10 protein-coding genes and 1 pseudogene are annotated in these 13,399 nt (G+C 55.9%); 4 read left to right on the top strand and 7 right to left on the bottom strand.

Annotated features, from left to right (window positions below):
* Both LEP6406_RS34495 and LEP6406_RS0222275 read left to right on the top strand, forming a co-directional pair.
* Positions 1-327: pseudogene (locus tag LEP6406_RS34495) on the top strand (IS66 family transposase); the annotation flags it as partial.
* A gap of 460 nt (positions 328-787) precedes the next feature.
* Entirely contained in the window at positions 788-2,161 is a 1,374-nt protein-coding gene (locus tag LEP6406_RS0222275; RefSeq protein ID WP_008315299.1) for a transposase, read from the top strand.
* An 88-nt stretch (positions 2,162-2,249) separates the two neighbouring features.
* Here the strand turns inward: LEP6406_RS0222275 and LEP6406_RS0222270 are convergent, their stop codons facing one another.
* The 4 genes from LEP6406_RS0222270 to LEP6406_RS0222255 form a co-directional block, all read right to left on the bottom strand.
* A complete protein-coding gene (locus tag LEP6406_RS0222270; protein ID WP_155834746.1) occupies positions 2,250-3,902 on the bottom strand; it encodes a caspase family protein in 1,653 nt (550 codons plus the stop codon).
* A gap of 573 nt (positions 3,903-4,475) precedes the next feature.
* Positions 4,476-4,973: a phosphohistidine phosphatase SixA gene (gene sixA / locus LEP6406_RS0222265; RefSeq protein WP_027269353.1), complete on the bottom strand. Its 498-nt coding sequence runs from the start codon at positions 4,971-4,973 to the stop codon at positions 4,476-4,478.
* Positions 4,974-5,156: 183 nt separating this feature from the next.
* Positions 5,157-6,356, bottom strand: a complete 1,200-nt coding sequence (locus tag LEP6406_RS0222260; protein ID WP_008308094.1) for a DHH family phosphoesterase — start codon at positions 6,354-6,356, stop codon at positions 5,157-5,159.
* Positions 6,357-6,477: 121 nt separating this feature from the next.
* Positions 6,478-6,975 (bottom strand): HNH endonuclease, encoded by a 498-nt coding sequence (locus LEP6406_RS0222255; RefSeq protein ID WP_008308096.1) that lies wholly within the window; start codon positions 6,973-6,975, stop codon positions 6,478-6,480.
* A gap of 216 nt (positions 6,976-7,191) precedes the next feature.
* Between LEP6406_RS0222255 and alr the strand changes: the two genes are divergently transcribed.
* On the top strand, positions 7,192-8,388 hold the full coding sequence (gene alr, locus LEP6406_RS0222245) for an alanine racemase (protein ID WP_008308099.1): 1,197 nt from the start codon (positions 7,192-7,194) through the stop codon (positions 8,386-8,388).
* A 72-nt stretch (positions 8,389-8,460) separates the two neighbouring features.
* On the opposite strand, the gene LEP6406_RS0222240 is transcribed toward alr, so the two are convergent.
* Positions 8,461-8,823: a hypothetical protein gene (locus LEP6406_RS0222240; RefSeq protein WP_008308101.1), complete on the bottom strand. Its 363-nt coding sequence runs from the start codon at positions 8,821-8,823 to the stop codon at positions 8,461-8,463.
* A 201-nt stretch (positions 8,824-9,024) separates the two neighbouring features.
* Between LEP6406_RS0222240 and LEP6406_RS0222235 the strand changes: the two genes are divergently transcribed.
* Positions 9,025-10,413 carry a hypothetical protein gene (locus tag LEP6406_RS0222235; protein WP_008308103.1) on the top strand — a complete coding sequence of 463 codons (1,389 nt, stop codon included), beginning with the start codon at positions 9,025-9,027 and terminating at the stop codon, positions 10,411-10,413.
* Here LEP6406_RS0222235 and def read toward each other — a convergent pair.
* Positions 10,391-10,933, bottom strand: a complete 543-nt coding sequence (gene def, locus LEP6406_RS29300) for a peptide deformylase (protein ID WP_036031417.1) — start codon at positions 10,931-10,933, stop codon at positions 10,391-10,393. The genes LEP6406_RS0222235 and def overlap by 23 nt on opposite strands.
* A gap of 683 nt (positions 10,934-11,616) precedes the next feature.
* Entirely contained in the window at positions 11,617-13,344 is a 1,728-nt protein-coding gene (locus LEP6406_RS29295; protein ID WP_202807547.1) for a mechanosensitive ion channel family protein, read from the bottom strand.
* Positions 13,345-13,399: the final 55 nt, after the last annotated feature.

The following is a 13,399-nucleotide window of genomic DNA, read 5'->3' as shown; positions in this document are numbered from 1 at the left end:
ACGGTACGCACTTGCCGACAACTGCTGTTGGTGGAACCGGCTCTGTGGACGTTTGTCACGGTGCTGGGGGTGGAGCCCACCAATAATACGGCTGAGCGTTCTTTGCGAGCTGGGGTGATTTGGAAGCGCATCAGCTTTGGGGCGGAGTCTCAGGCCGGCAGTGAGTTTGTCGCCCGGATGCTGACGACGGTTTCTTCTCTGACGATGCAGCAGCGAGATGTGCTGGACTTTCTCACTCAAGCCTATTGGTCGGCTCGCTTTGGTCAAGCGCCACCTTCATTGCTGCCTTTGGCCACTCATCAGCCTGAAACCCTAATCGCGCCGTGACCCCCTGAAGGCTTACCTTATAGGGTGCGTGATAGCGACAGTCTCACACACTACAAAGGAGGCAAAGCCTCCGGAAGAGGTACCCAGGTTGAAGGGTACCAGGATGCTGAAATACCAATACCGATTACCTGGTGGCCTGGACAATCACAAGGGATTGTCCCTACGGATTTAGGGATTTAGACTAACATCGGTCAGCCAGCACAGGGCAGGGCGGGTTTTGAGCCTCTCATTTTGGATTCCCCAATAAGTAGGTTGACCTAGTTAATCCGAGGTGAATCAGAGCCAGAAGCCTAGGATGCTTGGGATCCTAGACTTCATGTTCCGTAACATAAACCGAAGTCCTTAAGTCAACCTACTACCCCTGTCAAGGTGACCATCTGTACTATTCACCTGTAATCTGTCGGTAAATCCAAATCAGTTATCGAGGTCTCAATGCCTGTCATCAGAAGGTTGTAGGCCAATGATTAGCGCCATCTTTGAGCAATTTGTCGAAGCGAGTCCGGTAAGCGTAATGTTCCGCGTCTTGATGGAGCGCATTTTTAGGCCCGATAAACTCGACGAGTTATTTGAGAAAAACGCCGAGAAGCAATACACCCGAGAGCTATTGTTTTCGAGTGTGGTGGGACTGATGAGTTTGGTGGTCAGCGGGATTCATCCTTCAGTGAACGCTGCCTACCAAAAGCTAGAGAAGCAAATTGGGGTGTCAAAACCAGCGCTGTACAGCAAGCTCAACGGCTTAGAGCCCAGAATTAGTCAGGCATTAGTGCGCTATGCCTATCAGGAGTTGGCTCCTGTGGTCAAAGCGCTGGGGTTATCCCAGTCCCAGCGCTTACCGGGCTACTGCATCCGGATCGCCGACGGTAATCACTTGGGAACAACCGAGCATCGGTTGAAGCCATTGCAGGCCACTCGCTCAGGCCCGCTACCCGGCCAATCGATTGCAGTGCTTGACCCAGAGCAGCATCTGGTAACGGATATCTTTCTTTGTGAGGATGCCCATGCCCAAGAGCGTTCGTTGCTGCCCGAGATGCTCGAAACGGTGCAAGCCAATCAGGTGTGGATAGCAGACCGTAATTTCTGTGCCTGCGGTGCGCTGCTGGGTATTGCTCAACGTCAAGCCTACTTCGTTATTCGGGCTCATAAAAACACCCCTTGGGAAGCGCTAGAGCCCTTGAAGGCCGTTGGTTCATCGGCGACCGGAGAAGTCTTTGAGCAAGCGGTGAGAATCACTCATGAAGACCAGACTCTGACCCTGCGCCGGGTTGTCGTCAAGCTGGCTCAACCCACCCGGCATGGCGACAGCGAAGTCGCCCTGTTCACCAACTTACCCACCAGGGTCGCGACCGCCCCGTTGGTCACCGAACTCTACTTGGAGCGCTGGACCGTCGAGAAGATGTTTCAAGTGGTCACCGATGTCTTCTCCTGTGAGCTGAACACTTTGGGCTATCCCAGGGCCGCTTTATTCGTCTTTTGTATGGCCGTCGTTGCCTTCAATGTCTTATCCACCGTCAAAGCTGCCCTAAAAGCCGTTCACGGGGTTGGCAAAATTGAAGCAGGGTTGTCCAACTTCCATCTCGTTGAAGAAGTTCAGGGGACTTTTCGAGGCATGATGATTGCCCTCCCACCGTCCGAGTGGAGACCGTTCGGGAAGATGGCCATTGAACCCTTCGCCGAAATCTTGAAAGAATGGGCGGCGCAAATCGACCTGAAACGGTTTAAGTCGTCGCCCAGAGGCCCCAAAAAAGCTGTCAAAAAGAACGAATATGACCCCAAACATCCTCATGTTTCGACCGCTCGCCTCCTAAACCAAAAGGAGAACAAACGTTCACCTTAACAGGGGTAGTCAACCTACTTAAATACGAGCCAATTGGCAGAAAAAACTGTCTCTTGACGCCTGCCGTCAAGGCAACCAGTACCCATTCCTATGAATCACTATGGGTAGAGGCTTGATCAACCAAAGTACGCGCTTGGTTAAGTAATGTATTTAAGAGATCATTAAGACCATTAAGTAGGGGCTCAGCATACCGGCGCAATTGATGAATGTCTTGATGTCGAGTTTGTCTCTCCGCAATGATTGCAGCAATGCTGCGAGTTCCCACTAAGTACAACCTAATTTGCGGAATGCTGATCGTTTCAGTATCAATTAGATCTTGAATTGACATCAAATTTTCTAGAGCCTCATCAATTAGATCAAGCTTTTCAACTATAAAGCGGACTAGTAGGCTTAATCCATCCGAGATCGAGTTGTTTACTGGATTGGTTATTGGACAGGAATCACTCCGGCATTGAGATACCTGGCGACGAAAGGCATAAAAATCCGCAAGAGAGTAATTCAGGCGTACTAGAGGCTGTCCTATGGCACGGCTGTGGAATAGTAGGGCTTTTACTTGTTCTTGAATGGAGTCAGGGAGATCAGTGCTTTGTTGAGAAAGTTGAGTGCCCAAGGTACCCTGAGCCATAAGCACTGCATTACCAATATTACAAGCACTAATGACATAAACGAGGTGAATGTTGTTTCGTTGGGCCAAATGCCCCAAGTCAGTTAGATCTGCAAAGCTAACGGGTTCCTCTGCATCAACACCATAGACCCCTTGGCCGCCGCCATGTGCCCAGATATGGATAGTCAAGCGACCAACTTCCCGTGGTCGTACTTGACTGGCAAGAGTTTCTATAGTGGCTTGAATGTGTTGCCGTATATCATCACTTGTAGGATCGGTGACAGGCAAGACATTGTCATGATCCATTTCAAGTTGGGCCGTTGGATTTGCAATATGAGGAGTGCGGCCCCAGGATCGAGGATAGTTTTCACAGTTAAGCACCAATGCATATCGAGGGCGGTACAGTAAATCTCCGCTTTCATCACCTGGGCTATGCAAGGGGCGAGGTCCACCTCTAGGTACCTCATCAGTTGCAGCTACTTGGCGAGCAGCGGCGACAAAGGTCATACGACGTTGTTGCCAAAGTTGATTGATAGCTTGCATAAATTCGCCACGATCATTTGCCGCCGCAGTTGTAGCCGTGAGCGCCTCAAAAGTTGGGGCTTCCATGCCTGGAAAGAGGCCGTCAATCTGAGCAGCAAGATCAGAACTCAAGGCTGGTAATTCTGGCAGGGAAGTGATGAGGGTGTCTGACTCATTTTCTTCTGAAGATTTTTGAATCCGTAGATTAGTCGTATCACCTAAATTCGCGGCGGAATAAGTTTGGAGAGAGCCATGATTATGCTCAGTCTCCTGTTCGACCTTGGCTTGTAGAGTGCTTGAGGGTGAACTGAAAGGTGAGACCTGGGGTTTGACCAAGCCATTTGACAGGTGTAGATCACCGAGGCCAGGAAAAAGCGGGCGACTTAATGGAGCAGACTCTAGAATCGACGGACTAAGTTGTGATAGGGCTGAATCTAGTGCTTCTTCGCGGTTTAAGTTTTCAGCTCCTCCCATTAAGTGACGAGACATTGCTGGATCAATGTCATTATCAACATCGCTAGGGTTGACTGTGCTGGATTCAGAGGTTTCAAGAGTTGGGTTGGCTTCGGCGGCTTCAGGTTCATCTTCAACAGCATTTATATCCTGCTTTTGCAAGAAAAGACCCAGGCCAAGAGCAGAGGGCTTATAGGCATCGTTGGCGGTACCGATCGCGAGGTTGTCTGAACGAGGCAGATGGTCTGCACCGTGGGGAGAGAGCTCAGAGGGGCTGGGGGAGCATTGACGTTGCAGGGATGGGGGAGAATCGGGGGAGGGGGGAAAGATGCTGATGTGGGCAGTGTCGAAGCCGATGGCATGGTGAGCGGCACGTTGGAGCCCTGATCCCTGGAGGGGGCTGTGGGCAGTCCAGGGACGCTCACCCCAGGAGCTGTGACGGTTTGCCGGGAAGCCGGGGGAGAGGGGTCGGGAGAGGGGCTGGCCATCGTGGGGCTGGAATTGGTCAGATTCGGGCGAGCCGAAGGGGCTTGTGGAAGCTGTCGGGTGGGCAGGAGCCACGGCAGGCGTTTGTCCCGGTGCAGTCGTGGTCCTGTCAGTTGACATGGGATAGTTCTCAAAACGGCATGTCAGACCCTTGGATCCAAGGATGACACCGTTGAAGGGAAATATCCTGAGTAGGGTTTGTAAGCCCTCAGTATTATTTCGGACCTAGCCCCCTAGGGAGCTCGAGGCTTATAGAAGGAGACGGGGCGGTGCCAGCCAGAAGAGTTCGCTGTGACCCAGAGCCTGCTCGGCAGGGGGAACCGATAGGCCCATCACCCCTGCCTTTTTGAGTTGCCAATTTCCATGGGGGGTGCCTGCGATCAGGGACTGTGCCCAGATGCTTAGATCCGGTTCATGGCCGACTAGCGCTAAGGTGCCTTGGGGATGTTCGGCTTGCCAGGGGGCTAGCCAAGACAGCCAGTCTGCTATGTCTCCCTCAGGAGCCAGGGTAGGGGTGATGCTATATGTGGCTGCTAATCCTGTGGTGACCAGGATCGTGGCGGTTTCTACAGCCCGCACCAGGGGACTGGTGAGCAGAGTATCAAAGCGGCAGCCCAGAGCCAGCAGGCGCTGGGCCACTTGGGCTGTGCGATCGCGACCTTTCTCTGTCAAAGCGCGATCGCGATCGTCCGCATAGGTACCCCGTTCAGCGGCAATGCCATGGCGGATCAGATACAACTCGGTCACGAATTCAAAACTCAAAACTCCCATCGCCCCATCTGTCATCTATTCCCTGTCACCACCTACATTGGGCGCGGAAACCGCGCCCCTACCCCAATAACCGCCCCACCCATCCACCCATCCACCCTCACACCCAAGCCCTTCGGGCAGGCTTCGCCAACATACCCCCCCACCCCCATCCTCCTCTCCTCAGTCCGTATTAATCACCCCATCCTCTGGATTCACCAGCCGCAACAGCTTTTGCTTGATTTGGATGTCAAAGACCTCCCACTTGAGGCGATTGTAATCACTGTTTTCGTAAAAGCCAGAGAGAAAGCCCACGGGAATCTCAAAGCCCCCAGCACTAGAGCGCCCCCCCCCAAAGAAACGACCCTGACTGTCTTGGCCAAAGGCTTCCTTGATAAATTCATCGGGATCAAGGGTGATTTTGCTTGTGCGGAGAGAACCGATCACCACCTCCCTTTCTTCGTCCTCGTCATGGACAATGCCGTAGACCACGGCGGTATGGACATTCTCTTCCGTTACCAGAAAGTCAGCGGCTTGGGGGATAGCGTCGCGATCTTCATAGCGCAGGTAACCAACCCCAGCGATAGATACATTGTTCTGCACCTTGCGGTTCCGCAGCGATCGCTCGATCACATCCATCACCCGTTTAGAGCGAGAGGCCCGCAGAATGGCACTCAGCAGTTGGGGATCGTAATACTGGCTTAGGTAGGCCGCCGCCATGAAGTCCGTTTCTGCCGCGTGCATGAGCTGGTTTGTGTCTGACCGCAAACCATGCATCAGAGCCGTGGCGCATTTGACATGGGTGCTGTTGCTGCGGTCCAGGGTCAGCAGTCGTTCACTTTGCAGATATAGGGCGAGGATGGTGGCGGTGGCCCGAATGTGGGGACGCAGGTCCACTAGCTCAGCGTCGAGATTTTTCTGGGGGGCATGGTGATCAATCACCAGCACTAGGGGAATATTCGCCGCCTCGACTAAAGGGGTTAACTGGCAGGTGGTGCCCTGGGTGTCGATCAGCACATACCCCTGATACTGCTTTAGGTCAGGCTTCGTTTTGCTCTGGGGACTCCAGCGACGGGCGGGGAGACTGGTCAAACGCACTAGGGCAATATTTTCTTGGTGGCTGAGGGTGCCGCCATAGTAGATATCGCAGTCAATGTCATGGCTGCGGGCAATGAGCTGGTAAGCCCAGGCAGAAGAGAGGGCGTCGGGATCGGGAAAATCTTGCAGCAGCACCAACTGACGATCGCCCCGATGGCTCCGCAAGAGCTCCCGCACCCGATCAGCGATCTGGTGGAAATTTTCCGATCCCTGGAATTCTGGAAGGGGACTGGGCTGGGGAGAAGAGATTTGGGGGGAGGCGACAAGGTTGGGGGAGTCTGTCATGGCGTTGGGCTCGTGTTCTGTCAAGACTTGCTGGAAGGCTGCACCCCTTCAGGCAATACCCCCAGAACCATCCTGCATCTGTCAATCTACAATTCACCACTGAATCACCGGGGACAGATGTCTAGACCCCAATGACGTACTTGCTCCACTCAGCGTGGGTACCGCTACGAATTTGGCGAGTGACTTCAAAATAGAGGCTGCTGTGGGGGCGTCGGGGGGGATTGTTCAACATCATGTTGGCTTCCCGAGGGGTGCGATTCCCCTTGCGGACATTGCAACGCACACAGGCGGTAATCATGTTTTCCCAAGTATCACCACCGCCTCGCGATCTCGGCACCATGTGATCGAGGGTCAACCCTTCTCCAGAGTAGCCACAATATTGACAAGTATGGTTGTCCCGCTGCAAGATATTACGCCGGGTCAGGGGAATTTCCTTGTAGGGCACCCGGACATAGTGACGCAGACGGATCACCGTCGGTAGCGGAAACCCGGAGTAAATAACCTTACCGTTGTGTTCAATCTGCTCAGCCTTACCCTTAATAACCAACACCACCGCTCGACGCCAACTGGTGATGTTGAGCGGTTCGTAGGAGGCATTGAGCACCAGAACCTTACTCATCGGGACATGAAAATAGGTTGCACCGATGGTAACACAGGTGACTTAGGGCCTGTTTGGGTGGAGATAGGGGGCAAAAACTGTCCAGGGTGGGCTAGCCAGGAGCCGCCTCTGCCGCTAGGCTTAGGCACAACTCAACTGCTGATCTGGTGAGGAGAACGGTTGATCTCTGAGGGTCCAGCGGTAGAGATGGTGTGGGCCATGGTGGAGTAGTAGGCCATGTTGAACTGGGACCAAACCCCTGAATTGTCGGCGATGCGATGCTGTCGGGCCTGGGTGGAAATTGACCTCGGGGCGGTTGATCACAATGTCCGGCAGTTAGTGGCCCATCTCCAGGGCAGGGCGGACTTGATGGCGGTGGTCAAAGCCGATGCCTATGGCCACGGTGCCGTGACGGTGGCTCAGACGACCTTGGCAGCAGGAGCCAAGCAACTCGGAGTAGCTACAGTCCCAGAGGGGATGGAACTGCGGCAGGCGGGTATTGATGCGCCTATTTTGATCATGGGGGCGGTGAATACGGTGGCGGAGATTCAGGCCATGGCCCAATGGCGACTCCAGCCCACTCTGGTGTCTCCTAAGCAAGCATTGATCGTGTCGGAAACCCTGTCCCGAGGTCCAGGTACGTCCCTGCCTGTTCACCTGAAATTGGATACGGGCATGTCTCGTTTGGGATTTCCCTGGCAGCGGGCGGTGGAGTTGATGACCTTTGTGCAGCGATTACCCCATCTGCATATTGCCAGCCTCTATTCCCATTTAGCTACGGCGGATGATCCTGATCCGACGGTGCTGAAGGTACAACATCAGCGCTTTGAATCTGCGATCGCACAGTTAACCGCAGCAGGGCATCACCCGCCGCGACTGCATTTGGCCAACTCTGCTGCTACCCTGGCCCATCCCGAACTGCACTACGACCGGGTGCGGGTCGGTCTCGCCCTTTACGGTCTCTACCCGGCCCCCCACCTACGCTCCACCCTGGATCTGCGTCCGGTGATGCAGGTTAAGGCCCGCATTACCCATCTGCAAGAGATTGGGGCGGGCACCGGGGTCAGCTACGGCCATCGCTTTGTTGCCGATCGTCCCATGCGAATTGCCGTAGTGGGCATTGGCTATGCCGATGGCGTTCCCCGTGCCCTGTCAAATCAAATGACAGTTCTGATCAACGGCTACCGTGTTCGCCAACTCGGCACCATCACCATGGATCAACTGATGCTGGATGTCAGCGCCCTGCCTAATTTACAGGTGGGAGATTTGGTGACGGTGCTGGGGCGCGAAGGCGATGTGCAAATCACCGCCGATGATTGGGCCGATCAGGTGAACACCATTTCCTGGGAAATCCTCTGTAGCTTCAAGCATCGTCTCCCCCGCATTGTGGTGGGTCAAACCCTATCTCAAGCTTCGGAAGCCAGATTTTCCTAGCACATTACATCCCCCAAAATCATTCCCTGGATTGTTGATAAACATGCTGAACAAGTATTTAGCTGAAACCCTCTAATCCGGATTCACCGCCAGATCCACCGTCAGTTCATCCCGCAGCCAGTTGAGAATCTGCTGCCGTTCCCCCGGCGTGAGGTAAAAGGCTCCCGTGCGGCGAAGCCGATCATCAATATCCTCCATATCTGCCAGGGTAAACAGCTCCGCCGCCAGAGCAATATTGCACAGCACATCATCGCGGCCCTGGTTGTCTAGGTCACCGTAGCGATAGCGGGCGATGTACTTGGCTAACCGATTCAGGGCCGCATCTCCCCAGGCCAAGCGATGACGGCGATCTTCTGGAATCGCCTCTCCTGCCGCCATCTTGGCGTAGTCCGTATCGAGAATGTTGAGGCGAACAATTTTAGGCGTTTCAACCACAAGCAAAAAATCCTGAGGGAGCTATGAAGCAGTAGGCTGCGTCTGTATTAGCGTATTGACGGTTTCCTGGACCCATTCCCGATATTATGACCGGCGAGGACGCCTAGAGACGCGCCCCTAGCCTAGACCCGGTCTTCAAGTATCACCGGCCTCCATCAGCAATTCTTTAACAACCTTCCCCCGTACCCCTGAGTCAGTGTCATGAAACGTTGGATTTACCCGTTACTTTGTTTAAGCGCGATCGCACTGGTCATCACAACCCCCCTACCACCGCGCCTGCACTGTTCCCTAACTGCGATCGCCCAGCAAATCCGTAGCTTTGGCCAACATGGCCGCAGTGGACGGGCAGGGGAATCGGGGACTCCCGGCAATAACGGCCCAGCCCAGACAGTGTGGGCAGATGGCACCTCCCGCCAGATCTACCTGCGGGGCGGGGAAGGTCGTGACGGTGGCAATGGAGAACCGGGCGATCGCGCCAGTTGCAATAATCAACCCCGCAATGTGCGCCATGACTTACAGGCTCCCGATGGCGGCAATGGCGGCAATGGCGGGGATGGGGGCGCAGGGGGAAATGGGGGCGCGTTGACCCTCTACTATCGCAACATCGCTGACCTCCGTCAGATTTATGTGGATGCCGGGGGCGGACGCAACGGGCGGGGTGGACAAGGCGGCGAAGGGGCTCCCGGCTGCCGTTGCCGCTATACCGATTGGACTGTCGAAACCTGTACAGGTACCCCTGGCACGGCGGGTTATTCCTGCCAGACAGAACGGTTTATCTGCCGAGATGGAGATTTTGGATCTCGGGGACGAGCGGGCCGCGACGGTCAGCCCGGTCAGCCCGGTCAGCTCTGGCTAGTGAATCAGGATCAGCCCCTGCTGCCGGATAATCCTAGCCAGAGTCTTTCCCTAGCAGCCCTAGGCAGTACCCCCGTGGCGGTGTCAAAAAATCTCTGGCAACAGCGAGGTGGGGCTCTGGGGCTACTGGCACCAGGCTCAGTCATTGCCAATGAGTACCAGGAATATGTGGGTCGGGTGGAGGGCCAGGGCCAGATTGTCTGGGATGCACCCAGATCCGCCACTGCCTTTGCTACTGACACCGCCACAATGACGATTCAGGACTCGGGGGCAATCGCCTTTCAGTTTTCCCCTGACCTCTGGTTAGCGGGGGAAATCCAAGTGGCCGATGCCCTGACCACCTATCGCGTCACCCAGGCTGTGCGCGCCAGCGAAGCCACCCAACTGTCTTGGGGCACTCTGAACGGTCAAGGACTTCAGCTTACGATCGCAGTGTTGGATTTGGCGGCGGTGTCGGACTACGTAGACACCCAGTTCCAGATCCGGTTACGCACCGCTGATGGCGACCCCAACCGCGATCGCCGGGTGCGCTATATCACCCGCTACGAAGGCCCAGTGGCTGAGAATCTGGTGAGTCGCAACCATAACCGCTTTGAGGTTGCCCTAGGGCGGATTCCCGGCGTGAGTGGCAGCGATATTCGCCGGGGCAACTACGCCGAAATTGAGTTGACAATGGTGCGATCTCTAGGGGGCAATAGCACCTCCCATACCCTTAGCTGGCGCGGGGAACTGTAAGCTGGGCGTTGCTTACGCTATATTCTGCCTCGGTGATCACATCAGCAGGGTCCGCTCTATCCACAAATAGATACCCCTCTAGGTGGTCATACTCATGCTGAAAAATGCGGGCCACAAAGTCCACCCACACCCGTCGCTGCCAGTCCCCGTGGCGGTCTAGATATTCCACCTCAATTTCTCGATAGCGGACCACGTTTCCCCGGTGATTCGGCACACTGAGACACCCTTCCCATCCCGCCACTACCGCCTCAGAATGGGCCAAGAGGCACGGATTAATCAGGGCAGTCGGCTCCATCGTCGGAGCCTGGGGATAGCGCAAATTGGGCCGCGACGCCACGATAACCAGGCGCTGGGGCACCCCCACTTGGGGGGCAGCAATGCCAACCCCATTGGTTTTCTCAGCGGTGAAGATGAGATCGTCAATCAGGGTTTGTAGCGCCTGATTCCAGACGGTGACGGGTCGTGCTACCTGTTTTAAACGGGCATCGCCCACTTGCAATACAGAGCGGAGTTGTGACACGAAATCAGGCCCTCCCAAGAAAACAATCATTTCCCCCAGTGTAGATCTCCCCTCACTCCCCAACACCCCAACACCCCAACACCGGTCACCCGGCGACAGGCAGGGCGGGTTTTGAGCCTCCCATTCCGGATTCCCCAGTAGATCCGAGCCAAACCCGCCCCTACGGCAATCACCCTGCATTGGGCGCGGTTTCCGCGCCCCTACGGAATCCACCCCCACGCCCCATCTCACACACACCGGTCACCCGGCAACAAGGGCAACCATCCTATGCCCTCTGGGCAGGCTCCGTCAACGGCTCCGTTGCTCCTCCGGAGCCGCTACGCGAACAGGACAGGCAAGGGATTGCCCCTACGGAATACAGGAGAGGCAGAGCCTCCGGAAGAGGCACCCAGGCAGAGCCAGGGCACCAGGAAAAGTAGATCCGAGCCAAACCCGCCCCTACAGACACATTCTGCACTGGGCGCGGAAACCGCGCCCCTACCCGACCAACTCAAAACTCAAAACTCCTTTCACCCCCACACCCCCACACCCCCACCTCCCTAACTCCCCAATACCCCACCTCCCTAACTCCCCAATACCCCACCCCCCTAACTCCCCAATACCCCACCTCCCTAACTCCCCAATACCCCACCTCCCTAACTCCCCAATACCCCACCTCCCTAACTCCCCAATACCCCACCTCCCTAACTCCCCGACAAAGACTCCGGGGGAGCTTTAAAGTCAATGTGGGCAGGGATGACAATACCCGCCGCATCAAGAGCGACCTTGAGACGGCGGCGATATTCGCGGGCGACCTCCCATTGCTTCAGGGGCTGGGTCTTAATCCAAACCCGGATCGTCAGCCCTCGCTCATCAAAATTCTCCACCCCCAGAACCTCTGGAATCGCCAGCATCGCCTGCCCCCAGCGCTGGCTGCGCTGCATCTCCTGGCCCTCCGCTTCGATCAGTGCCAGCACCCGATCCACATCGGTGGTGTAGCTGATGGGGATGTAGATATCCGCCTGGGACCAGCGGCTAGAGTGGTTGGCAATGACCCCAATCTCGCTGTTGGGAATTGTCACTAGACAGCCCTCCTCATCTCGAATCTGGGTAATGCGGAGGTTGATCTTTTCCACCAGACCACGGATGCCGTGGACTGTGATTACATCTCCCACCGCGTACTGGTCTTCAAAAATGATGAAAAAGCCGTTGATACCGTCCTTAATCAAGCTTTGGGCCGGGAGGGAGAGGGCGACCCCAATCAGTCCTGCCCCGGCCAGCAGGGGGGCAATGTTGACCCCCAGGCTAGAGAGGGCCACTACCCCGCCTACCCCCAGCCAGATCAGACTCACCATCCCCAAACTGACACGGGAAATGGTGCGGACCCGCAACTGCATTCGGCGATCGCCCTCAATGGAAATTTCGTAGCTGTTGGCAATGATGGCGGCGAGGTGATTGATCAGGGCAAAGCTAAGGCGAATAGCGATATAGATGCCCAGGGCGATGGGCAGAAGCCGTAGAGGAATATGTAATGCCTGTACCACCTGTACCTGGAAAATACGAGTCTGGGGAAAGCGACTGAGAATGAATAGACCACCTCCGATCCAGAACAAGGCGCGAGCCAGTTGGGAGAGGCGGTGTTGGGCCTCGGTGAGGTTCCAACGCTGACGCTCATCTAGGAGGTCAGAGAGGGACGCAGACTGTTCCGTGATCGAGTCTCGCAGCCGTTCTTTAGCCCGCCGGAGTTGTCCTTCCCACCGACTCAATCCCCAGTGCAGGGCCACTAGCCCCAAGCTAAGAGCTAGGGTCCACCCCAATTGGGTCAATAAATAGGGGGGCTGACGTTCCCAACGAGCCTGCTGAAACCCTGCCTGCACCTGTTCGCTCAGGATTTCGGCGGCGGTGGTTACGTCTACTCCCTTCAGGGCCGCGTCGAAACGGGTCACACTCATCAACCGCACCATTTGTCGGGGATCAACCCCGAGATAAATTTCCGGGGTGCGGCGTTCCGATGGGGGATCGCTGGAGCCAGTCGCTTCAGGGGCGGGGGTATCAGAGGACTCTGGGGGTGGCGGCTGGCGTACTTCCAAAAAGATCGGAGGAGGGCTGCCCGCCCCATCTGGATCCGGGGTTTGAAGGTAGAGCGTCCGCACCTGGTGGAGGGCGACTTCAATGGTGTGGATACGGCGATTCAGTTCCGGTTTGGGGGCGGCTACCCGCAGCAGGCAATAGCCATCTAGCCGGACGCAGGCTGCTGCCACGGGGGTATCACTGTCTACTTCCAGGGAAACCGGGTTGGGTTGGGACCAGTTCAGCCACTGCCTCCCCAGTTGAGCCTGAGCCGGGGTGGGGGTCAGCCCGATGGCTACCACCACTGCCAGGGTCAACATGCCGTAGAGTATCGAGCCCCAGGAGCCTCTGCCCTGCCTCATTTTTATCCCCATTTATGCTTCCCTCTGGTCGCAGCGGATGTTCAGCATAGGACTC

The organism is Leptolyngbya sp. PCC 6406 (assembly GCF_000332095.2).
GTDB lineage: Bacteria > Cyanobacteriota > Cyanobacteriia > Phormidesmidales > Phormidesmidaceae > PCC-6406.
The sequence above is the reverse complement of the archived record's forward strand: the minus strand, read 5'-3'. Positions and strand labels throughout refer to the sequence as shown.

What these genes read in the sequence shown, in the direction of transcription:
- LEP6406_RS29295 (WP_202807547.1), bottom strand. Translation starts at nt 13,344, where the DNA reads ATGAGGCAGGGCAGAGGCTCCTGGGGCTCGATACTCTACGGCATGTTG.
- LEP6406_RS0222275 (WP_008315299.1), top strand. Translation starts at nt 788, where the DNA reads ATGATTAGCGCCATCTTTGAGCAATTTGTCGAAGCGAGTCCGGTAAGC.
- alr (WP_008308099.1), top strand. Translation starts at nt 7,192, where the DNA reads ATGTTGAACTGGGACCAAACCCCTGAATTGTCGGCGATGCGATGCTGT.
- LEP6406_RS0222260 (WP_008308094.1), bottom strand. Translation starts at nt 6,356, where the DNA reads ATGACAGACTCCCCCAACCTTGTCGCCTCCCCCCAAATCTCTTCTCCC.
- LEP6406_RS0222255 (WP_008308096.1), bottom strand. Translation starts at nt 6,975, where the DNA reads ATGAGTAAGGTTCTGGTGCTCAATGCCTCCTACGAACCGCTCAACATC.
- LEP6406_RS0222235 (WP_008308103.1), top strand. Translation starts at nt 9,025, where the DNA reads ATGAAACGTTGGATTTACCCGTTACTTTGTTTAAGCGCGATCGCACTG.